Genomic DNA, 21,876 nt, shown 5'->3' with positions numbered 1-21,876 from the left:
TGAATTTTCATCAAGTTGTTAAAAGAAGTTGCTAAACATTATCACATTGTGGAAGAATAAAAAAACGCAATTCTTAATGTCGTATGCGTGCAACACAGGTTGCCGTTAGTATACAAGGAAATGCTCAGCCTGCTATGTCAGGTCAGGGAATTATAAAAAATATAAATTATTACAACTGGATCAGGGTAAAGCGTCACAATGTTCGAGTCATGTGCCGTGCTGCTGATTGAGAGCAAAAAATGCCGTCATTCAATGGAAAAATCTTAAATTACTTGCCCAATCTCTGCGCTCACGAAGCGTTGTTGCGTGTGGTATTGGCTGCTGAGTTATTGGCCATGGTACTGGCTTTAGTGGTGACAACCGATTTGCGCGGTTTTTTTGTCAGCTTGGGGTTGTACTCGCTGTTTGTGCTTTGGGTAACGTTGGCTTCTATTTTTACCCTGTGTTTTGTGAGTCGCTTATTGAGTAAACCAACGGTTTTTAACGCTTCTGTTATTGTGCTGACAACTGTCACCGGCTTTACCCTGCTGGCTTCGGTACTGGGTCTGTTGTTGTTTAATAATAACGATGACGCGTTAGGTAGCATCCTATTTATATTTAAAAATTTGGTGATCAGTTTGGTGATTACCGTGGTGGTGCTGCGGTATTTTTACATTCACGGTCAGTGGGAGGAAACCGTCGAGGCGGATTCCGCCGCTAAATACGATGCGTTGCAAGCGCGGATGCGCCCGCATTTTTTATTCAATAGCTTGAATACGATTGCGCATTTGGTACACATTGATCCGAACAAGGCGGAAGCGGCGTTGTTGGATCTAGCCGATATTATGCGGCTTACGCTCGACAAACGGTCGCGGATTGCGCTCAAAGAAGAGTTAGAGTTGACACTGGCATATTTGCGTATGGAAAGTTTACGCTTGGGTGAAAAACGCTTGCACATTAAGCTTGATATGGATCAAAACAGCTTGCCGCTGGATATGGATATTCCGCCGTTCTTATTGCAGCCATTGGTCGAAAATGCGGTGTATCACGGTATCCAGCCGCGTCAGGATGGTGGTCTGCTGACGGTCAGTTTGTATGACGCTGGTACCACATTGGAGGTTTGTGTGACGAATCCATTACCGCCTTCCGGTATGAGCACGCACACCAAGGGGAATCACATTGCTCAGGAAAATATGGTGAATCGCTTGCATCTTGCTTATGGCGACCGCGCCAACCTGAAAATCCAGAAAAACGTCCAACAATACCGGGTTTCATTTTCCATCCCCAAGGAGTAGAAAAATTATGACATTGAAAATTTTAGTCGTTGACGATGAGGAATATGCGCGTGCTCGCATTAAGGGCTTATTAGCCAGTCAAGTCGATTATACAGTTTTTGCAGAAGCCGAAAACGGGGTGGATGCAGTGATTATGACCGAACGTTATCAGCCCGACATCGTGCTCATGGATATTTCCATGCCCGGTATGGATGGGCTGGAAGCAGCGCGGCATATTTCGGGCATGGATAGCCCGCCAGCCGTCATATTCACCACAGCGTATGGTGAATATGCTTTAGAAGCCTTCTCAACAAAAGCAACAGGGTATCTTATGAAGCCTATTAGACAAGAACAATTATTACAAAGTCTGGAACAAGCCCGTTCACTGAACCGTGCCCAACGTATGGAGGCATTGGAAAACCGTGACGGTCGCAATCTGCTGTCACGGAAGCACATTTGTGCGCGGATGCGCGGCAACCTTGAGTTGATTCCCATTGAAGATGTGGTGTATTTCCAAGCCGACCAAAAATACGTGACGGTGCGTCATAAAAAAGGCGAGGTTATCATCGAAGAGTCACTGAAATCACTGGAAACCGATTTGGCTGACCGTTTTATCCGTATCCATCGCAACGCGTTAGTGTCTAAAAGTGCAATTGCGGGGTTGTCAAAATCTTCCGTTGGGCGCACGCAGATTGTGCTGGATAACGTCAACGATCAATTGGAAGTGAGCCGCCGCCATTTGGCGGAAGTGCGTCGATTCGTGCGTAACCGTTAAGTTCTCCTGTTTGGGGCGTGACGCTATCACGCCCCTATTTTTGTTTATTTTTTGACTGCTTGTTGTGCGGTACTAATCGCTTGTTCCAAATAAGCACCGTAAAAATCGGGACTGTTATAGCCAAGCAGACGTTCTGCCACTTCTTTGCCTTCTGCGTCTAAAAACAGCAGCGTTGGTGTCAGCGATGCCTGATAGCGCTCCGCAAACGCCTCAGCACTGATGTTATTGCTGTTAAAATCAGTCACTGTCTGGTCACTGCCTACATCAAAGCGCCGAATGAGGATGCGTGTCGCATACTGACCATCGCGCACCATCGGTTCGAGATGCTCTGTCTCCAATTTCCGACAAAATCCACAATAATCCGCCCGAAATGCCAGCAATAGTGGCAGATTTTGGTGCCGCATCTCTTGTTGCAAAGCGTTGAAGTCAGATGCCAGCGGTATAATGCTTTCAGCCCATGCTACAGGCGCTAGAAATACCCAACTCCACACCCAATTTAATAACAAGCGCGTGATGATATGCTGTTGTTTTTTCATAAAATTCATTTCTCCCAATTGATTAGCACCATTATTTTACGTAAGCAATCAAGCATAAGGCATCCGGTTGCTGCGAGATATACCAAAAGAGATATATAATTCAACATCGCTGCTCAATGGGTCAGGGTGAGCCCTAGTGGTTGACCGTATATTACTATATATCTATACTCCGTTTCGTTTGTGAACACCGCATAACCACTAACGCACTAAGGAACGGATGCGCAATATACTTATTATTCAAGCGATCTTAATATTGGCTGGTGTAGTGGTGTCGCGATTTTACCACGGTGATGAAGCCGTTTTGCCCGCTTTGTACGGTGGCAGCATTGCATTGGTCAATACCATGCTGTTGGTTAGCCGTTTGAAACGCGCTGGCGAAGTAGCGAAAGAAAGTGCATATCAGGGCGTGTACATCATAGCGATGGGTGCGGCACAACGTTTTTTGTTTGTGCTAGTAGCGTTAGGCTTTGGGTTACAATATTTGGCGTTATTGCCTGTTCCGCTCTTAGGGACATTTGCAGTGGCGCAAGTGGCATACTGGTTCGCGGCGGAAAAATAAGTAAGTATAAATTGACGTCGATAGCCCATAACGATTTTTTAACTTTGTGTACGGGGTGAATTGTGAGCGAATCTAATGCGCCAGCAATCTCAAATCCTGTTGAGTATATCCAGCACCATTTGACCAACTGGAGTGTCGGTGTTGAACACGGTGAAGCAGTCAGCATTGTTGACTTCAATGTGTTCCACGTTGATGTCTTTTTGTTCACGGTGTTACTCGCAGGTTTGTTTGGCTTTTTTGCTTGGAAAGTGGGTAGAAATCTTGATCCGAATCGACCTTCGGGTTTCCAAAATGTAGTTGAAATCGTGGTTGAGTTTGTTGATCAGCAGGTGAAAGACATTTTCCCTGGTGCTGACCGTATGGTTGGCCCGATTGCGATCACGATTTTTGTGCTGGTTTTGTTGATGAACTTGATGGACTTGATTCCAGTGGATTTGTTGCCAGCGTTGTGGTCCGGCATTTACGGCTTATTTGGTGGTGACCCGCATCAAGCGTATTTGAAAGTAGTGCCCACGACCAATTTAGACACAACTTTTGGTTTGGCTTTGTCAGTATTTGTCTTGATCATTATCTACAATATCAAGAGCAAAGGGCTGTTCGGCTACCTCATGTCATTTTTCCTTCATCCTTTCGCTGCCAAAAATCCTGTAGTGAAGGTGATTCTTGCCCCCATCAATCTAATGATGACATTGATTGAAGAAATCGCGAAGCCTGTCAGTCTTGGCTTGCGTCTTTTCGGAAACATGTTCGCGGGTGAATTATTATTCCTGTTGATTTCTTTACTGGCGTTTTCTGTATGGGCGATGCCTGCGCAGATCGCGTTGGGATTACTGTGGTCGATTTTCCACTTGTTGGTTATCCCATTGCAGGCGTTCATTTTCATGCTGTTGACTATCGTTTATTTGGGTTTGGCTACTCAAACGCACGATGATCATTAATGCTTATTGACAAAGTTTTTCCGTTTTTTGTTTTTTAATTTTTATTTAGGAGTTCTCTCATGAATCCAACTGATATTGCTATGATCTATTCCAACACTGCTATCGTAGTGGGCATCATCTTGGCTGCGGCAGCTTTCGGCTCTGCACTGGGTTGGGGCTTGATTTGTTCTAAGTTTATCGAAGGCATTGCTCGTCAGCCTGAAGTTCGCGCGCAATTGACTGGTCAAATGCTGTTCACTGGTGGTTTGATGGAAGCATTCCCAATGATCGCGCTGGGTATTGCTATGTGGTTCACGTTTGCTAACCCGTTCATTGCAGGTGCTAAAGCGGCTCTGGCTGGTTAATCCTTCCTGACTTTATCCAAAGAGGAGATTAATCATGAACGTAACAGCAACGCTAATCGGACAAATGCTGGTTTTTACCGTATTGGTTCTGTTTATTAAGAGCGTTCTGTGGGAACCGATGACTCAAATGCTGGCAGACCGTAAAGCACGTATCGCTGATGGTCTTGCTGCTGCCGAAAAAGGCAAGCATGAAGAAGAGTTGGCTCGCCAGAAGGCATTGGATGAGCTGAAAAAAGCAAAGGCAGAAGCTGCCGAAATCGTCGCACAAGCCCAAAAGCGTGCGTCCGAAATCGTCGATGAAGCCAAGAATGCTGCTGTGGATGAAGCGGGTCGCGTCAAAGTGGCTGCTCAGGCGGACATCGAGCAGGAAGTTTCCCGCGCTCGTGAAAGCTTGCGTTCACAGGTTTCTGCGCTGGCAATTGCCGGGGCTGAAAAAATTCTTGGTCGCGAAGTGGATGCCAGCGCTCACGCTAAAGCATTGGATGAATTGGCTGCGCAAATTTAAGGTGGTGAACCATGTCTGATTTGACAACCGCTGCCCGTCCTTATGCCCGTGCGGTATTTGAGATGGCGCAGGAAGCCGGGAAGCTGACCGAATGGTCAGCACAACTGGCAGCCATGTCTGCGGTCGTCGCGGCTGACGGTTCATCTGCTTTGTTGGCTCATCCTCGTATGACCAAAGAGCAGAAAGCGGACGTGCTCGGCGAGATTGCAGGTGATGCACTCGATGAGCAAGGCCGCAATCTGCTCAAGGCATTGGCAGAAAATGACCGTTTTAGCTTGTTGCCCGATATTTCTACCCTTTATGAGCAAATGAAGGCAGAAGCGGAAGGCGCAGTTGAAGCGGAAATTATTTCTGCTCAAGAAATGAGCGATGACCAGCAGCAGGCACTTGCTGCGGCACTCCAAAAACGCTTGGGACGTGAGATTAAGCTCGTCACTAAAGTTGACCCGGCTCTAATGGGCGGTGCGGTAATTCGCGCGGGTGACTTGGTGATTGACGGCTCAATCCAAAGCAGGCTGAAAGATATGAAGGCGGCGTTGGCGCGTTAAGCCCAGCCGATAATTGAGGAATAGCATATGCAACTTAACCCAACTGAAATCAGTGACCTGATCAAAAAGCGCATTAGCAGCTTTGAGTCCGGTGCTGAAGCTCGCACTGAGGGTACGGTTGTCTCCGTTACGGATGGTATCGTCCGCCTTCACGGGCTTGGCGATGTAATGTCTGGCGAGATGATCGAATTCTCTAACGGTTCTTACGGTCTGGCATTGAATCTGGAGCGCGATTCTGTCGGTGCGGTTGTCCTTGGTGATTACAAAGGTATCACTGAAGGCGACACCGTAAAATGTACTGGTCGTATTTTAGAAGTACCACACGGTCGTGGTCTGCTGGGTCGCGTCGTTGACGCACTGGGCAATCCGATTGATGGTAAAGGTCCTGTTGACAACGACGGTTTCTCGCCGATTGAACGCATGGCACCGGGTGTTATCGAGCGTAAATCGGTTGACCAACCGATGCAAACCGGTGTGAAAGCACTGGATGCGATGGTACCTGTAGGTCGTGGTCAACGTGAGTTGATTATCGGCGACCGCCAAACGGGTAAAACGGCGGTAGCGGTTGATGCGATCATCAACCAGAAAGGCAAAAACGTAAAATGTATTTACGTGGCTATCGGTCAAAAAGCCTCTTCCGTGGCTAACGTGGTTCGCAAACTGGAAGAATACGGCGCACTGGAATATACCATTATCGTCGCAGCAACTGCGGCTGACCCTGCCTCCATGCAATACCTCGCGCCTTACGCGGGTTGCACCATGGGCGAATACTTCCGTGACCGTGGCGAAGACGCCTTGATCGTGTATGACGATTTAACCAAGCAAGCTTGGGCTTACCGTCAAGTGTCCCTGTTGCTGCGCCGCCCACCGGGTCGTGAAGCCTACCCAGGTGACGTTTTCTACCTGCACTCCCGTTTGCTGGAACGCGCTTCCCGCGTGAACAAAGAGTACGTTGAAGAATTCACCAAAGGTGAAGTGAAAGGCCAGACAGGTTCATTGACCGCGCTGCCAATCATCGAAACCCAAGGCGGTGACGTTTCCGCGTTCGTTCCAACCAACGTAATCTCGATCACTGACGGTCAGATTTTCTTGGAAAGCGACCTGTTCAACGCGGGTATCCGTCCTGCGATCAACGCCGGTCTGTCAGTATCCCGCGTTGGTGGTTCTGCACAAACCAAGATCATCAAGAAACTTGGTGGCGGTGTGCGCTTGGCACTGGCGCAGTACCGTGAATTGGCAGCCTTCTCACAGTTCGCCTCCGACCTCGACGAAGGCACGCGCAAGTCGTTGGCACGTGGTCAACGTGTAACTGAACTGATGAAACAGCCGCAATTCTCTCCGCTGTCCGTAGCAGAAATGGCGTTCTCTTTGTTTGCGGCTAACGAGGGTTTCCTCGATGACGTAGACGCGAAGAAGGTTGTGGATTTTGAAGCAGCGATGCTGAGCTATCTGCGTTCTTCCGAGAAAGCACTGCTGGATAAAATCAATGAGAAAGGTGATTTCAACGACGAGATTGCTGGTGCGATGAAAACCGCGCTGGAAACTTTCAAGTCGAAAAACACTTGGTAATGGGAGGTTATTCCTATGGCAGGTGGTAAAGAAATACTAAGCCAGATCAAGAGTATCGGCAATACCAAGAAGATCACTAAAGCAATGGAGATGGTTGCTGCGTCCAAAATGCGCCGTGCGCAAGAACGGATGAAAGCCAGCCGTCCCTATGCTGACAAAATGCGCCAAGTGGTTGGTCACTTGGCCGCAGGTCATCTTGAGTACAAACACCCTTATACCCAAACGCGTGAAACCGTGAAGCGGGTCGGCTACATCATTATGTCCTCTGACCGGGGCTTGTGCGGTGGTTTGAACGTCAACGTGTTTAAGAAAGCATTGCAAAGCATGGCGGAATGGAAAAAGCAGGATGTCGAAGTTGACATTTGCGTTTTCGGTGCCAAAGCTTCTGCGGCTTTCCGTCGCTATGGGATTGTCGCTCAGAAAACCCACATGGGCGATGCCCCAAAAGTGGCGGATATGATCGGCTCGATCAAGGTGATGTTAGATGCTTACGAAGAAGGCCGCATTGATCGCCTTTTCTTGGTTGAAAATGAATTCGTGAATAGTATGACGCAACGCCCGCAGGTGACGCAGCTCATCCCGGTAGTCGCCGATTCAACGGATTCCATTAAGTACCATTGGGACTATCTCTACGAACCTGAATCGAAAGAAGTCATTGACGCATTGATGCAGCGGTACATTGAATCGCTGGTTTACCAAGGCGCTGTTGAAAACGTTGCTTGTGAAATGGCAGCGCGGATGGTGGCGATGAAAAGCGCATCCGACAACGCGGGTAAAATGATCGGCGATTTGAAGCTGATCTACAACAAGGCGCGTCAGGCGGCAATTACTCAGGAAATTTCCGAGATTGTTGCGGGTGCTTCAGCGGTCTAAGGCTGTTACGGATTTTACAATTTAGTGAGGTGCCAGGCACATGAGTACTGGAAATATCGTTCAAGTAATCGGCGCGGTCATCGACGTGGAATTTCCACGCAATGCCGTGCCAGCGGTCTACGATGCATTAATCGTAGCCGACCAAAGTTTGACTTTGGAAGTCCAGCAGCAGTTGGGTGATGGCGTGGTTCGCGCTATCGCGATGGGTACGTCTGACGGCGTAAAGCGCGGCATGGTTGCGACCAATACCGGCGCACCGATCTGTGTTCCAGTCGGCGCAGGCACTTTGGGGCGTGTCATGAACGTTCTGGGTGAAGCGATTGATAACGCTGGCGACATCGTTCACGACAAGAAAATGCCAATCCACCGTGCGCCACCGGCGTATGATGAATTGTCATCCGGTATCGACATTTTGGAAACCGGCATCAAGGTTATCGACCTGATCATGCCGATTGCCAAAGGTGGTAAAGTCGGTTTGTTCGGTGGTGCGGGTGTTGGTAAAACCGTTACGCTTATGGAGCTGATCAACAATATCGCCAAGCAACACAGCGGTTTGTCCGTGTTTGCGGGTGTTGGTGAGCGGACTCGTGAAGGGAATGACTTCTACCACGAAATGACTGAAGGCGGCGTTATCGACAAGGTAGCACTGGTTTACGGTCAGATGAATGAGCCACCCGGCAACCGTCTGCGCGTCGCGTTGACTGGTCTGACGATGGCGGAACATTTCCGTGACGAAGGCCGTGACGTTCTGATGTTCGTTGACAACATCTACCGTTACACGCTGGCGGGTACGGAAGTATCCGCACTGTTGGGGCGTATGCCATCAGCGGTAGGTTATCAGCCAACACTGGCGGAAGAAATGGGCGCACTGCAAGAGCGTATCACTTCCACCAAGACTGGCTCGATCACCTCCTTCCAAGCGGTTTACGTTCCGGCGGATGACTTAACTGACCCATCCCCAGCCACCACGTTCGCCCACTTGGATGCGACACTGGTATTGTCACGTAACATCGCAGAATTGGGTATTTACCCGGCGGTAGACCCACTTGACTCCACCTCGCGTCAGCTTGACCCGTTGGTTGTTGGTCAAGATCACTACAGCGTCGCGCGTGGCGTGCAAGGTATCCTGCAACGTTACAAAGAACTCAAGGACATCATTGCGATCTTGGGTATGGACGAACTCTCTGACGAAGACAAACAAGTCGTCGGTCGTGCGCGTCGTATCCAACGCTTCCTGTCCCAGCCGTTCTTCGTCGCGGAAGTGTTCACGGGCGCACCGGGTAAGTACGTTACCCTGAAAGATACGCTGGCGAGCTTTAAAGCGATCCTCAACGGTGAATACGACCACTTGCCAGAACAAGCGTTCTACATGGTCGGCGGCATCGACGAAGCTGTTGAAAAAGCTACGAAGCTCTAAGGGGGCATCATGGCGATGACATTTCATTTGGATGTGGTGACAGCAGAACAGTCCTTGTTTTCTGGCACGGTCGAAGAAGTGATTGCACCGGGTGTAATGGGTGAATTGGGTATCCTTCCACGTCACTCACAGTTGATTTCCAAGCTGCGTGCAGGCGAATTGCAGTACAAAACCTCAGATGGGATGGCATCGCTGTTCGTCTCCGGTGGTGTGCTGGAAGTTCAGCCACACGTTGTAACCGTATTGGCTGATACCGGGATGCGTGCGGAAGACCTTGACGAGTCCGCTGCACGTGAAGCGATGAAGCAAGCCCAAGACGCGCTGCAAGGCAAAGACCCGGAAGACCTCGATTATGAGGCGATCCAGACTGAGCTAGAATCAGCGAAGGCGCAGATCGAAATGCTGCACCGGATTGGTAAGCTACGCGGTCACTGAGTTTCGACGCAAGTCCGCAAAAACAGAAAGGCTCCTTCGGGAGCCTTTTTGCTATAGGGGGAATAGACTTAATGTCCTATCTGGAGATGGGGTTCTTATAGGGAAGCAGTATTGTACTGTTCTAATAGGTATTTTAGGCTATAGCGCACTTCGTTGAAGTCCGCGAGAGTGCTAATGCCGATAGGTAATTTTTTCATGTGCCGTGCCTGTAGTGTGTGATAGGGACATTATAGCGGGTTTCGCGACTGATAACGCTTTAACGCACGCGCACATTGAACGCGCCGGTGCGTCCTGTCAGATACGTGGTGGCTTCCAATGTATAAGTACCGGCGGCGAGGCTGCGGGTAATTTGTGAATTACTGGTGCCGTTGCTGTCGTCGTTGCTGGTAATGACTGCTCCTTGTTGGTCGTTGCCACTCAGCAAATACAGGTAAGTGTCTTGCGCACTGGAATCCAAGCTTAGGGTGACTTCCGCCGGTGTTGCCAGCGTAAACGTGTAATACGCTGCGTAATAAGCGCTGCCACGATGCGCCGCGATGCACGCGCTTGACCATTCCCCTGCGACACTGCTGCCTAAGTCGATGCGCTGCGAGGTGCAGGCACTGGTGTCCGCTTGTGCGTCAACTTTGATCGAAAACGCACCAGTGCGTGCTGTTTGGTAGGTGGTGGCTTCGAGCGTGTAAGTTCCGGCGGCAAGTCTGTACACAATGCGTGAGTGAGTGTCACCGTTACTGTCGTCGTTGGTGGTCAGGACATTGCCTTGTTTGCCTGCGCCTTCCAGCAAGAACAAATAGGTGTCTTGCTGACTGGATTCCAACGCGATGCTGACTTCTGCCGCTGTTGCCAGCGTGAATGTGTAATAGCTGGCGTAGTAGGCGTCACCGCGATGCACCGAAGTACAAGTACTGCTCCATTGTCCGCTGGCGCTCTGCCCAGCGGTCAGTGCTTGCAAGCCACAGCTATCACTGGGTGGGGCGACTTGTTGCGTAACATTGATGCTGAAATCACCGTCACGGCTGGCGTAATAGGTGGTGGCTTCCAGTGTATAAGTGCCTGCTGGCAGGGCTTGCACGATTTGAGAATTGGTCGAGCTGCCGTTGTCATCGTTGCTGCTTAGCAGTGTCCCCGTTGTGCCGTTGCCTTGCAGCAAATACAAATAAGCGTCTTGTTGTGTAGAGGTTAGGTTGGCGGTGATGGTTGCAGGGCTATTCAAGGTGAAGGTGTAGTAGCGAGCGCGATGATTCACGCTGCGATGCGTTGAGGCACAATCGCTGCTCCAACGCCCGGTGGCATTGTTGCCGAGCGCTAGATTACTGGGGTCGCAGGTAGTGGTGGATGCGCTAGCGGTAACAGTAACGTTACTGTAGCTGCTACTGCTTAAACCAACATTGTTGGTAACGGTGAGGCGGAAGGCGAGTGTTCCGGCTTCGGCTGGTGCCACAAAAGTGGGGTTGGCGCTGCTGCGGTCAGACAACGTGACCGGGGTGCCAGCGGTTTGTTCCCAGCGGTATTGCGCAATGGCACCGGCGGGGGTGCTGTCGGTGCCAGTGCCATGCAGGGTTACACCGGCGCCGATTTGCACGCTTTGATTACTGCCTGCATTGGCAACGGGTGGCGTTTTAACCGCCATGACTGCACGGTAGGCGTCCAAGGCACCCGCGCCGCACGTAACGTCGGTGCAGTCGCTGCCGGTGCCGGTTGGGAATGTCCGAGTAGCGGCCTTGAGTTTTTGCTCTAACAGGCCAGGGCGGGCGGCGGCAGGGATGCTGCCATCGGTCAAGTGTTCGTTAGCCGCTAACATTAACGCTAACACGCCTGAAACGTGCGGTGCTGCCATGCTGCTGCCTTTGTAGCTGGCGTAGGCGTTGTCGTTAAGTGGCGTGGTTTTGCCGCCGTCCAGTGTGGAATAGATGCTGACACCGGGGGCGGCAATATCGACCACTGTGCCGCTGTTAGCAAAGTCGGCCTTGCCGCCGGTTTGCGTGAGCGCGGTCACGGCGATGACATTCTGGCAATTGGCGGGGCGGTGGTTGCTGGCATCGGTGCTGGTATTGCCCGCCGTGCTGACCACGGTTGTGCCGCGTGCGGTAGCGGCGTTGATGGCGTCTTGATACGTAGCACCACACGCACCCGTACCGCCCAAGCTGAGGTTGATAATGTGGGCAGGGGTAGGGTTGGTGATGCCGTTGACAGTTTCGCCCGCTGCCCAACGGATGGCGTCGCTAATGTCGGATAAATAACCGCCGCATTTGCCCATGGCGCGGGCAACCAACACGCGTGAATGCCAATCCACCCCGGTGACGCCGATGGCATTATTGCTGACCGCACCGATCGTGCCTGCGACATGCGTGCCGTGCCAAGAGCTATTGTGCAGGCTGCAAGTGCTGAATTGGCTGGTGGCAATATCGTCGCTGCTGATCCAGTCACCGGCATCAGAAGGATCGCTGTCGCGCCCGTCACCGTCATTGCCATTGATGGCATTGCTAATGAAATCATAGCCAGCCAATGCCGCCGTGCCGCCGCTTAAACGTGGGGCAAGGTCGCGATGACTGAGCACGCCGGTATCCACCACTGCGACCACCACATTGGCTGAACCCGTGGTTTCACCCCACGCCGTCGGTAAATTGGCGGAACCGGGATACAGGCTGGGGGAGGCGTATTGCCATTGGCGATCAAACGCGGTGTCATTGGGGGTGAGTTCCGCGTCCAAAAACATTAATTGGTCAGGTTCGGCGTATTCCACCGTGGGGTCAGCCCGCAAGATCGTGGCGTAGTCGCTGGCTTCTTGCAAGGTCATTGGCGCGGGGAGTTGGATAATGTGCGCCCCGTTAGCCATGCTGCGTTTGTAAGTGGAACGAATACCCATGCCGACAGCATCGACGGCGGTTTGCACAGCGCGGCGCGTGCTGCTGACATTGGGTTTCAGTTTGACAATGATTTGATCGGTGGTTGGCAGCGGCGGTAGCGGTGCAGGCAGTGTTACCGCCACCGCACTCGATGCGAGGCAGGACAAAAACAGGCTGGGCAGAATCTTCTTTAGCATGGTTATCACCCTTTGGGAGAAGTTATCATGCATACAGCATAAGAATGCCGTGTGAAGAAGTATTGCCCGTTATGGATAACTGAGTTTTATCCGCTGATCAGCCACTCTGACGTATAAAAAAAACGGATGAACGGTTTTAGAGAAATGAATGATCGTGTTCCCACATGACGTTCTTTTGTGTGGCTAGGGCGGTTTTAAGCAATTGCAGCAGCGGATAAGCGCGGACATTGGTGGTGATCACGGGCTCCTCGGCTTCCTCTGGCAGTTTGTTGGGAAGTTCTGTTTGCGCGGCTTCGGTTTTCAAGGCCGCATCCAAGTGTTGCAGGGCGGTGGCAACATCTTCGGCACGGATGGCGCTGGGAATGGCACCACTGTGCCCCATCATGCGAATCAGGGCTTTCGCGTCTTTTTCAAACATGGAAACGCTGGCGGCGGCAGGGCTGGTAAAGCGAATCATGGCTGGCTCCTCGTCAAATCAGAAAAATCATGCACCAATTATATACCCAAAGCGCGTGACACTGGCAGGTTTGTCAGCCCCTGACGCGCGGCCTGTCGTTTTCTGACAGTATTGCTAGGGTCGTTGTTTGATTGGTATGCAGTGAAAGCCAATAAAGTCAGCTTTATCAGTTGCTTAAATTTTTTCGAGGGGTTGGCATAGCGGTTGCAATAGTTCTTTCAGTCAGAACAGCGAAACAACAACAAGTATTTATCAGCAAGCCCCAAGAGGCAGTGAGTAGGCTTAATCATTAATAATAACAAGACGCCTGACCATGCTTCGACTCCTCTAACCCCCGTTCCGAAAGCGGGGGTATTTATTTTGGCGATTTTTCTAGTATCCTGCACACCTTGAAACCGTGCCATCCACGCCAGCAGGAATACCATGTACACCCACAACACTTGGAACATTGAAGCAGCCCGTCGCCTATACAGCATCCAGCATTGGGGTGATGGCTATTTCGACATTAACGCCGCAGGCAACGTCGCCATGTGCGTTCCCGGCAACCCGGCGCAGCAAGTCGATTTGCACGCCCTCGCGATGCGCGTCCATAACGAAGACGGAATGCGTTTCCCGCTATTGGTACGCTTCGTCAATGTCTTGCATGATCGGGTGCAACGCTTGCAAGGCGCTTTCAACCAAGCGATTGCCGATTGCGGGCAAAGCAGCCAGTACACCGCGATTTACCCCATCAAAGTGAATCAGCAACGCAGCGTCGTTCAAGAAATCCTCAAAGGTGGCGGCGCACAAGTCGGCTTGGAAGCAGGTAGTAAACCCGAACTCATGGCGGTGCTCGGCTCAGCGCCCACTGGTAGCACCATCATTTGCAACGGTTACAAAGACCGTGAATACCTGCGCCTCGCCTTGATTGGGCGACAAATGGGACACCGCATTTTTATCGTCGTGGAAAAACCCTCGGAACTCGCCGAAACGCTGGAAGAAGCTGCCAAACTCGGCATTGAACCCTTACTCGGCATCCGCACCCGTTTGTACACCCTCGGCAAAGGCAAGTGGCAAAACACCGGCGGCGAGAAGTCCAAATTCGGTCTGTCAGCCGCGCAAGCCTTGTACATGATTGAGCAATTGCAAGCCGCTGGGAAACTCGATTGCCTGCAATTGCTGCACTTTCACATGGGGTCGCAGATTGCCAATATCCAAGACATTCAACGCGGGATGCGTGAAGCCAGCCGTTATTTCGCGGAATTGCATCGTTTGGGTGCCAACATTCGCGTGGTCGATGTCGGCGGCGGGTTGGGCGTGGATTACGACGGCTCCCGTTCGCGCAACGAATGCTCGATCAACTACAGTTTGCAGGAATACGCCAATACCGTCGTGCGCAGCGTGCAAGACGTGTGCGAAGAATACGAACTGCCGTTTCCCGATTTCATCTCCGAATCCGGGCGCGGTTTAAGCGCCCATCACGCGGTATTAATCACCAACGTTATCGACACTGACCCGGAACAGCCGGAAGTGCAGCCTACGCTGAGCGAGCCGGACGATGAAGAGCCGATGATCTTGCACAACCTGTTTCGCCTGTATCACAACCGCAAGCGCTTGCCGCCGTCGGAAATCTACCACGACGCGGCGTATTGGTTGGACGAGGCGCACGGCATGTACGCGCACGGTTCGATCGACTTGAATCAACGGGCGCGGGCGGAAGAGTTTCACCGCGCGATCTGCCGCAAACTGCTCAGCCAACCGGAGCTGTTTGAGGTGTTAGAGCCGGAAATTCAAACCAGCTTGCAAGAAAAATTGGCGGATAAATATTTCTGCAATTTCTCGCTGTTCCAGTCGATGCCGGATGCGTGGGCCATCGAGCAGATTTTCCCGATCATGCCGCTGCACCGCTTGCAGGAAAACCCGGATCGGCGCGTCACCATGCAAGATTTAACTTGCGATTCCGACGGCACGGTGTCGACTTATGTGGAAAGTGGGCGGCTGGCAAGCACGCTGGCGCTGCATTCGCTGCAAAAAGGCCAGCCGTATTTGCTGGGAATTTTCATGGTGGGCGCGTATCAGGAAATTCTCGGCGATTTGCATAATCTGTTTGGTGACACCGATTCCATCAATGTGGAATTGTTACCGGATGGCAGTTACCAGTTGTCCGAGCCAGAGCGCGGTGACACCATTGATGAGTTGTTGCGCTACGTGCATTTCGAGCCGAAAGATTTGTTGGCGCAATGTCGCCGCAAACTTGCCGCAGCGGTCGATGATTCTGAGCGCCAAAAAATGCTGTTGCGTGAAATAGAAGCAGGTTTAATCGGTTATACTTACCTCGAAGATTAATTCGGGGGCGAATGGAAAGTTTATGGAATACGTATTGTTAGGTGTGCTGCTGTTAGGTGCGGTGTTGTTTTTGCTGGGTTGGTTGGTGATGGCGGGGATTTGTTTCCAGCGGCATCCGGTCACGGGGGTGGTGGCACTGATTCCGGGGGTGAATCTGCTGACATTGCCTGCGATGTGGCATCGGGTCGGCGGTTGGGTCATTACCAGCTTTATCGGCGTGTTATTGGCAGCGGTAGCTTGGTTTGCGGGTGCAAATCAGCACGTTTACCGTCAGGCGCAAGCGATGGGGATGAATGTGTCTGCGCCGGTGAGTGCTGCACCGCCAGCGGTGGAAATACCCGCCGCCGCCGCGCCGGTTACGCATACCATCGACATTCCAGCTAATGTGCGTATTGAGCAGCCAGCAGTTGTTGCCGCTGCCGTAACGCCCGCACCCGTTCCTGCACCCCCGCCTAAACCGGCGGATGTGTTGGCAGGGGCGAAAAGTTTACCGGCTAACGCTTTATACCACGTGGTGTTCAAGCCGATTGAACTGGGTAAATTGTCGGAGAATAGCGGGCAATACGTGCGCATTACGCAGAAAGACGGGCGCAAGCGTGAAGGTAAACTTATCACGACTTCTGCCAGTGAAATTGGTTTGGAAGAGCGCTTGGAGGGGGGCACGGTGACGCGCACTTTGAAAATTGCTGACATCCGCGAGGTGGCTGTGATGACACACGAACAAGGCAAGGAGTAACGCCATGCAATGCTACGTTTACCGCAGTCGGCGCAAACAGGGGTCATTCCTGTTTCTGCCGGAAAGGGATAATTTTGCGCGAGTCCCTGAGGTTTTATTGACGATTTTTGGCGTGCCTGAATTTTCGTTCGAGTTTTTTCTGGACGATGAGCGCCAGTTGCAATTTAACATTGCTGCCAGCGAAGTGCGGCGGGTGATGCAGGCGAATGGGTTTTTCTTGCAATTGCCGCCGAATGAAGAGTTGTCTTGTTGATGCAAGTGCTACCGGGTAATGAGTTAGCGGTTTGGAGTTTGACTGATCCGCAGACTCCCGTGCGGGTGGGTACGGCATCGCTGGCATTGGGCGGGCGCGGTGTGGCATTTACCTACGAGCGTAGTTGGTTGGCAAATGGCTACCCGTTGTCGGGCGATATGCCGTTGCAACGCGCTGTGCTGACCCCCACGGTACGTGATCGGTTGTTTGGCGCGTTGGATGATGCAATGCCTGACCGTTGGGGTGAGCGGGCAATCCGTTTCATTGATAACCCGCCACGGGCAACGGCTTTGGACTTTTTGTATTACGCGGGTGATCACCGTTTCGGGGCGTTGGGGTTTTCGGTTGATCAATCCCGTTATGTGCCGCATCGGGGCGAGCCATTGCCGAGTGCTGATTCGATTCACGCTTTACAGGCATTGATTGAGCGGATTGATGCGAATGAACCCCTGACCGAGCAGGAAAAGCTGATGGCGGGAACGACCAAAACGATGGGCGGGGCGCACCCCAAAGCCTTGGTGACGATGGCGGGCAAGGACTGGATTGCCAAATTCCCGCGTGGGGCAAACATTGATCTTGGGTTGATTGAACATGCGTCGCTGAGATTGGCGGCGCAAGCGGGTATTACTGTGGCGCATTCGGTGGCACTGCCCGGACTCTTTGGGCATGTGGTGGCGGTTGAACGCTTTGACCGACGGGCAAACCAGCGTTTGCGTACCCTTTCTGCCAAAACGGTGTTGTTGGCGGGGGTGGGGTTTGGTGCGCCGCTGGATGAGTTGAGCTATGGGGCAATGGCAGCGTTTTTGTTGCAAGCGGGGGCGGCGGATGTGCAAGCGCAGCAGCGGGCGGAGTTGTTTCGGCGGATGGCGTTCAATATCTTGATTGAGAATTCTGACGATCACGAAAAGAATCATGCGTTTGTGTTTGAGGCGGGGTTTTGGTCGCTTGCGCCTGCTTTCGATGTGTTGCCGAATACGTCAAACGCGGGTTATCAGCAGATGGGGGTTGGCAAGCAGGGGGCGCTGGGGACATTGGCTAACGCGCTGTCGGAATGTGGTTTGTTTGGGTTGAGCCGTGAGCAGGCGATTGAAGAGTGGTTCAAGGTGGCGGCGGTGGTGGCGGAATGGGATCAGGTTTTCGCGAGTCTTGGGGTGTCGGGTAAAGATATTGGGTATTTGCGGACATTCATTGACCAGCCGGAGCGTAAGGCGATGCGGTTACGCTCGGCTTTCGATGGGATTCGCTAATCTTTGCTCGTTGGGATTTTCACGCCCACGATATATCCAATTGTTTGTGTGTGTTTGCACAGTCACGCAGGTACAAATTGATAAGGCTCTGATAAGGAATGCCTTTATCGTCAGCCATTGCTTTAAAGTAATCCACGGTATCTTGGTCTATACGGATGGTGATTTGTTGCTTCATCCGTTTAGCGTAGGGATTTTTGATGGCGTTTGAAAAATCATAAGTTTCACGCATGGCGACCACCTTCATATTGCCGTCGTTCAAATTTGTCTGCTTTTCGTGCGGAAATGATACGGATTGTGTCGTGATCGCGTTCACAGTGGCAGACAACTAACAGCCGTGAATACGCACTGACTCCCATCAAGATGAAGCGTTCTTCGCCTTCCGAGTGATCTGGGTCGGGGATAAGAAGACCAAAATCATCGGCAAACACAGATTCCGCCTCTTTGAAGGAGATACCATTGTGCTTTTTCTGGTTTAGGATGTTTTTGCGTTCATCCCACTCAAATTTCAGGCTGCTCATGACCTTATGATATAATTACATTGTAGTGCAGCGCAAGAGCGGATTTTAGATGTTCCCGTCTAAATTTACGGGAGCATCGGGGAGTAGATTGGACAAAGATGCGGGCTTTTACATCATCCATTATAAAACAAAATTGCAGTTTATTTTTTGTGATTTCCAATCAAACTTTGCAGTTGCTTTGCTGAAAGTGGTGGATTTGATCGGTGCAACATTCGATGGCAATTAGAACATAAAGCAATCAGATCAGATGGTGACATTTTAGTTTGTTCCGTAAGTGTAGCAATCGGGATTATATGATGTGCTTCTATAAAACCATATCCTAATGTTCCATAAGTGTCTTCAAAGGAAAATCCACAAATAGAGCATGAATAATTGGTTAGTTTACTTTTGAAATCTTTAATAAGTTTTTTCGAGCGTTCTTTTTCAAGATGTTGTTTAAGCTGTAATTTTCCTTCAAAATCCCAACTTCCTTCAACTGAGTCAGTTTCTTCAACTGGGTTAAAAGAATCAGTTGCTTTTCTGCTGGTTTTATCTATTTCAGTATTTAGCTCTATTAAGAACTCTGTTAGCTCATTATTTTCTTTGTAATTGCTAGGATAGAAAATAGAGTTCATTCCCGGAAATCCTTTTCTTTTTTTACTAGGATTTATTATCAAATTTCTTTGATCCTCAATCATCATATGTATATCTTCTTGTTTTGCTGTAATTCTATAACTACTAACTTTATCTCTTTCATGTTGTTTTGTCGGATATTTATTTTTATTATGATGTTGTCGCTCTCGATAGACTCTGGCATTTTTGTACCATCCTATAACTCGCCGTCCCCCCTCTTGATGAGTTGCTATCCAAATCACATCTACCCCATCAATATATGTATCATTTTTATCAGCCCCTAAATTTTCAATTCTGATTTGAGCATCATAGCCATTTTCATCACCTTTCCATGTTTCAACATGTCCATAAACAATTCCACGTTTGTCTTCTAAAAAGTTACAGCATTCGTGAGCTTCTCCATGAGTATCAACGTAGCTTCCACCTCTTTTAGGCTGATCAATTTCTTGACAGTCAATTCTATAGTGACCTCTATATTCACGCATCCAAGAAATATTACAAAATAGTAATGGCATTTAGTAACCTCCAAGTTTTTGTATTCTAAGCGTTTTAGCAAATAAAAGCTGATTTTAACAAACTTTTCTTGTTCAAAAAGTGATCGCTATCACAAGAGTTATTTTTAACGCCTAAAAATTGTCAAAATGATCGTCTACCCAAAATTACGTCATGCCCACCATAAGCCCCACTGCCAGTGCCCATTACACCGCCCAAAAAATTGCAATTCCCTCCCCCCTGTTCCACACTGCCCATTCCACAAACCACCATCAAGATCCCATGAAATTCGACATCCTCTCCCAACAAAATCTGTACAAAGGCTTTTTCCGTGTGGATGCCTACGAATTCCGCCACGAGCTGTTTGCAGGCGGTTGGTCGGGGACGGTCAGGCGGGAAATTTTCGAGCGCCGCAATGCCGTTGCCGTGCTATTGCACGATCCCGTCGCCGATACGCTGTTGGTGATCGAGCAATTCCGCCCCGGTGCTGCCTTGCGGGATGCCCAAGGCGCGTGGATGGTCGAAATCGTCGCAGGCATCGTCGAAGACGGTGAAAGCAACGAAGACGTGGCACGCCGCGAAGCCCAAGAAGAAGCCGGTTGCACCATCGACACGCTGGAACACATTATCGACTTTTACCCCAGCGCAGGCGGCTCCACCGAAATCGTCAGCCTGTATTACGCCCCCGTCGACTTATCCGCTGTACCCACCGGCATCCACGGCTTGCCCGAAGAACACGAAGACATTCGCGTATCCGTCATCCCGCGCCACACCGCGCTGGCATGGCTCAAAGCCGGTAAAATCCAAGCATCCTTAGCAATCATTGCCTTACAATGGCTGGCATTGGAAAAACCACCCCGTTAATGCGCTTGTTGGCGCGATTGATTCTATGCAAAAATGAAGTACTACTTCAGATTTGCAGGGTGCGTCATGATTCAACGCCACATACTCCGTTATTCTGAACCTATACAAACCTACTCATGATAGATTTATTGTCAGATTTCTGCTTCATCGAGGTTGCCCAGAGGAACGGCTTGGTTATTGCCATTAAAACTCCCACAGCAGGGGGCTTTACGCTGATGAGGCGACCGCTTGCTCCCCCAGGTCTCACGACCTCTCCACAGACTTTACATCCGGCGTAACTCGCCGTAGATGATTGTGCCAAAGCAACCGGACTTACCTCCCAAAACAGGTTTGAGAAAACCGTCAATCACTCAATCAACATAGTAGATATTGCGCTATTTCTCCACATTGATGACGACAAAGTTACCCATTTTGGTGATACTTGGATAATTAGGCACAACATTTATGCTAACTGTTATCAACCCTGCTGTGGCGTTGGGTGATTACTTTGAAACCTACGTGCAGCGCGATTTGCGTGAATTGGTGCAGTTACGTGTTTCGCCTGCCGCCTTGGTTCAGCAATGGCAGCAAACGCCTGATCAAATCGCCCAAGCTCTATTTTTACGACGTGGGGCTTGCCGCATGGCTAATAGGGATTACCCAGCCCGCGTATCTACCCACACACCCGCTGCGGGGCAACTTGTTTGAAAATCTCGTGGTGTTAGAAGTGCTGAAAACGCTACATAACGCAGGTGCAAAACCCAACCTGTCTTTCTACCGCGATGCCAATCACAACGAAGCCGATTTGCTACTGGAAACCGGCGATAAATTGCAACTGCTGGAAATCAAGTCCGCGCAAACGGTTGCCAGCGATGCCATGCAAGCCGCCACACGGGTAAAAACTGCCTTGGGTGAACGGATTGCCGGTATGACATTGGTGTACGGCGGGGCGGAAGCACAACGGCGCAGTGCGTTTACGGTATTGCCGTATACGCAGGTGCAGGCGTGGCTGGTACAATCGCTTGCGTTAGAAAAACCACCCCTAGGATGCCATTCATGACCGTCAAAGCCTTTGAAAACCACACCCCAACGCTGCACCCGACCGCCTACGTCGACCCGATGGCGTATGTCAGCGGGCAAACCACCTTGGGCGAAGGTTCGTCGGTGTGGCCGATGGCGGTAGTGCGCGGCGACATCAACCACATTCGCATTGGCAACTTGACCAATGTGCAAGACGGCGCGGTGCTGCATGTCACGCACGGCGGCCCGTATTCCTCGCCTGAAGGTCGCCCGCTGCTGATTGGCGATGAAGTCACGATCGGTCACAAAGCCGTGTTACACGCTTGCACCATCGGCAACCGCTGTTTGGTGGGCATGGGCGCTATCGTGCTGGATGGCGCAGTGGTCGAAGACGAGGTAATGATCGGTGCAGGCAGTTTAGTTCCACCGGGCAAGCGTTTGGCAAGCGGCTATTTGTACGTCGGCAACCCGGTCAAACGAACGCGGGCGCTGACCGAAAAAGAGCGGGCATATTTCAGCTATTCGGCGAATTACTATGCAAAGTTGGCGCTAAGAACGGCTGCCTCGGAGTGAAAACA

The 21,876-nt window shown here is 50.9% G+C and carries 24 protein-coding genes; 18 read left to right on the top strand and 6 right to left on the bottom strand.

From position 1 onward, the window contains the following. Positions 1-239: 239 nt before the first annotated feature. Together L3K52_00470 and L3K52_00465 are read left to right on the top strand one after the other, a co-directional pair. On the top strand, positions 240-1,274 hold the full coding sequence (locus L3K52_00470) for a histidine kinase (protein ID UOG92223.1): 1,035 nt from the start codon (positions 240-242) through the stop codon (positions 1,272-1,274). A gap of 7 nt (positions 1,275-1,281) precedes the next feature. Then, positions 1,282-2,028, top strand: a complete 747-nt coding sequence (locus L3K52_00465; GenBank protein UOG92222.1) for a LytTR family DNA-binding domain-containing protein — start codon at positions 1,282-1,284, stop codon at positions 2,026-2,028. A 44-nt stretch (positions 2,029-2,072) separates the two neighbouring features. Here the strand turns inward: L3K52_00465 and L3K52_00460 are convergent, their stop codons facing one another. Then, complete coding sequence (locus L3K52_00460; protein UOG92221.1) at positions 2,073-2,564, bottom strand: thioredoxin fold domain-containing protein; 492 nt, start codon at positions 2,562-2,564, stop codon at positions 2,073-2,075. A gap of 217 nt (positions 2,565-2,781) precedes the next feature. Between L3K52_00460 and L3K52_00455 the strand changes: the two genes are divergently transcribed. The 9 genes from L3K52_00455 to L3K52_00415 all read left to right on the top strand — a co-directional run bounded on the left by L3K52_00455 (position 2,782) and on the right by L3K52_00415 (position 9,752). Further along, a complete protein-coding gene (locus L3K52_00455; protein ID UOG92220.1) occupies positions 2,782-3,123 on the top strand; it encodes an ATP synthase subunit I in 342 nt (113 codons plus the stop codon). Positions 3,124-3,185: 62 nt separating this feature from the next. Next, a complete protein-coding gene (gene atpB, locus L3K52_00450) occupies positions 3,186-4,061 on the top strand; it encodes a F0F1 ATP synthase subunit A (protein UOG92219.1) in 876 nt (291 codons plus the stop codon). A 59-nt stretch (positions 4,062-4,120) separates the two neighbouring features. Further along, complete coding sequence (gene atpE / locus L3K52_00445) at positions 4,121-4,405, top strand: F0F1 ATP synthase subunit C (GenBank protein UOG92218.1); 285 nt, start codon at positions 4,121-4,123, stop codon at positions 4,403-4,405. A gap of 34 nt (positions 4,406-4,439) precedes the next feature. Continuing rightward, the gene (locus L3K52_00440; GenBank protein ID UOG92217.1) at positions 4,440-4,910 is read left to right on the top strand and encodes a F0F1 ATP synthase subunit B; all 471 of its coding nucleotides are present in this window, start codon (positions 4,440-4,442) and stop codon (positions 4,908-4,910) included. A gap of 11 nt (positions 4,911-4,921) precedes the next feature. Continuing rightward, positions 4,922-5,458: a F0F1 ATP synthase subunit delta gene (locus L3K52_00435; GenBank protein ID UOG92216.1), complete on the top strand. Its 537-nt coding sequence runs from the start codon at positions 4,922-4,924 to the stop codon at positions 5,456-5,458. Positions 5,459-5,485: 27 nt separating this feature from the next. Beyond that, positions 5,486-7,027 carry a F0F1 ATP synthase subunit alpha gene (gene atpA / locus L3K52_00430; GenBank protein ID UOG92215.1) on the top strand — a complete coding sequence of 514 codons (1,542 nt, stop codon included), beginning with the start codon at positions 5,486-5,488 and terminating at the stop codon, positions 7,025-7,027. 15 nt (positions 7,028-7,042) lie between these two features. Beyond that, a complete protein-coding gene (gene atpG / locus L3K52_00425) occupies positions 7,043-7,900 on the top strand; it encodes a F0F1 ATP synthase subunit gamma (protein ID UOG92214.1) in 858 nt (285 codons plus the stop codon). A 40-nt stretch (positions 7,901-7,940) separates the two neighbouring features. Further along, on the top strand, positions 7,941-9,317 hold the full coding sequence (atpD, locus tag L3K52_00420; GenBank protein UOG92213.1) for a F0F1 ATP synthase subunit beta: 1,377 nt from the start codon (positions 7,941-7,943) through the stop codon (positions 9,315-9,317). 9 nt (positions 9,318-9,326) lie between these two features. Next, positions 9,327-9,752 carry a F0F1 ATP synthase subunit epsilon gene (locus L3K52_00415; GenBank protein ID UOG92212.1) on the top strand — a complete coding sequence of 142 codons (426 nt, stop codon included), beginning with the start codon at positions 9,327-9,329 and terminating at the stop codon, positions 9,750-9,752. Between the two features lie 256 nt (positions 9,753-10,008). Here L3K52_00415 and L3K52_00410 read toward each other — a convergent pair whose 3' ends face one another. Next, complete coding sequence (locus L3K52_00410) at positions 10,009-12,795, bottom strand: S8 family serine peptidase (protein UOG92211.1); 2,787 nt, start codon at positions 12,793-12,795, stop codon at positions 10,009-10,011. Positions 12,796-12,931: 136 nt separating this feature from the next. After that, positions 12,932-13,252 (bottom strand): DUF1840 domain-containing protein, encoded by a 321-nt coding sequence (locus tag L3K52_00405; GenBank protein UOG92210.1) that lies wholly within the window; start codon positions 13,250-13,252, stop codon positions 12,932-12,934. Positions 13,253-13,675: 423 nt separating this feature from the next. On the opposite strand from L3K52_00405, the gene speA reads away from it, so the two are divergent. The 4 genes from speA to L3K52_00385 are packed head-to-tail and all read left to right on the top strand — an operon-like array spanning position 13,676 to position 17,813. Next, the gene (gene speA / locus L3K52_00400) at positions 13,676-15,577 is read left to right on the top strand and encodes a biosynthetic arginine decarboxylase (protein ID UOG92209.1); all 1,902 of its coding nucleotides are present in this window, start codon (positions 13,676-13,678) and stop codon (positions 15,575-15,577) included. Positions 15,578-15,599: 22 nt separating this feature from the next. Continuing rightward, positions 15,600-16,313 carry a hypothetical protein gene (locus tag L3K52_00395; protein ID UOG92208.1) on the top strand — a complete coding sequence of 238 codons (714 nt, stop codon included), beginning with the start codon at positions 15,600-15,602 and terminating at the stop codon, positions 16,311-16,313. Between the two features lie 4 nt (positions 16,314-16,317). Then, entirely contained in the window at positions 16,318-16,566 is a 249-nt protein-coding gene (locus L3K52_00390; protein ID UOG92207.1) for a YcgL domain-containing protein, read from the top strand. Further along, the gene (locus L3K52_00385) at positions 16,566-17,813 is read left to right on the top strand and encodes a type II toxin-antitoxin system HipA family toxin (GenBank protein UOG93948.1); all 1,248 of its coding nucleotides are present in this window, start codon (positions 16,566-16,568) and stop codon (positions 17,811-17,813) included. The genes L3K52_00390 and L3K52_00385 overlap by 1 nt, the downstream gene beginning before the upstream one ends. 19 nt (positions 17,814-17,832) lie before the next feature. Here the strand turns inward: L3K52_00385 and L3K52_00380 are convergent, their stop codons facing one another. The 3 genes from L3K52_00380 to L3K52_00370 form a co-directional block, all read right to left on the bottom strand. Then, positions 17,833-18,042, bottom strand: a complete 210-nt coding sequence (locus L3K52_00380) for a BrnA antitoxin family protein (GenBank protein ID UOG92206.1) — start codon at positions 18,040-18,042, stop codon at positions 17,833-17,835. Next, complete coding sequence (locus tag L3K52_00375) at positions 18,035-18,331, bottom strand: BrnT family toxin (protein ID UOG92205.1); 297 nt, start codon at positions 18,329-18,331, stop codon at positions 18,035-18,037. Before L3K52_00375 ends, L3K52_00380 begins: the two co-directional genes overlap by 8 nt. A gap of 140 nt (positions 18,332-18,471) precedes the next feature. Next, positions 18,472-19,458, bottom strand: coding sequence for an HNH endonuclease (locus L3K52_00370; protein UOG92204.1), 987 nt, complete (start codon positions 19,456-19,458; stop codon positions 18,472-18,474). A 259-nt stretch (positions 19,459-19,717) separates the two neighbouring features. Between L3K52_00370 and L3K52_00365 the strand changes: the two genes are divergently transcribed. The 3 genes from L3K52_00365 to L3K52_00355 all read left to right on the top strand — a co-directional run bounded on the left by L3K52_00365 (position 19,718) and on the right by L3K52_00355 (position 21,871). Then, complete coding sequence (locus L3K52_00365; protein ID UOG92203.1) at positions 19,718-20,299, top strand: NUDIX domain-containing protein; 582 nt, start codon at positions 19,718-19,720, stop codon at positions 20,297-20,299. Between the two features lie 514 nt (positions 20,300-20,813). Continuing rightward, positions 20,814-21,338, top strand: a complete 525-nt coding sequence (locus tag L3K52_00360; GenBank protein ID UOG92202.1) for a DUF4143 domain-containing protein — start codon at positions 20,814-20,816, stop codon at positions 21,336-21,338. Further along, on the top strand, positions 21,335-21,871 hold the full coding sequence (locus L3K52_00355; protein ID UOG92201.1) for a gamma carbonic anhydrase family protein: 537 nt from the start codon (positions 21,335-21,337) through the stop codon (positions 21,869-21,871). The genes L3K52_00360 and L3K52_00355 overlap by 4 nt, the downstream gene beginning before the upstream one ends. The last annotated feature ends 5 nt before the right edge of the window (positions 21,872-21,876 follow it).

Source organism: Candidatus Thiothrix sulfatifontis (assembly GCA_022828425.1).
In the GTDB taxonomy this organism is placed as follows: Bacteria; Pseudomonadota; Gammaproteobacteria; order Thiotrichales; family Thiotrichaceae; genus Thiothrix; species Thiothrix sulfatifontis.
Note: the sequence above shows the minus strand (reverse complement) of the source record. Positions and strands in the feature narration are given on the sequence as shown.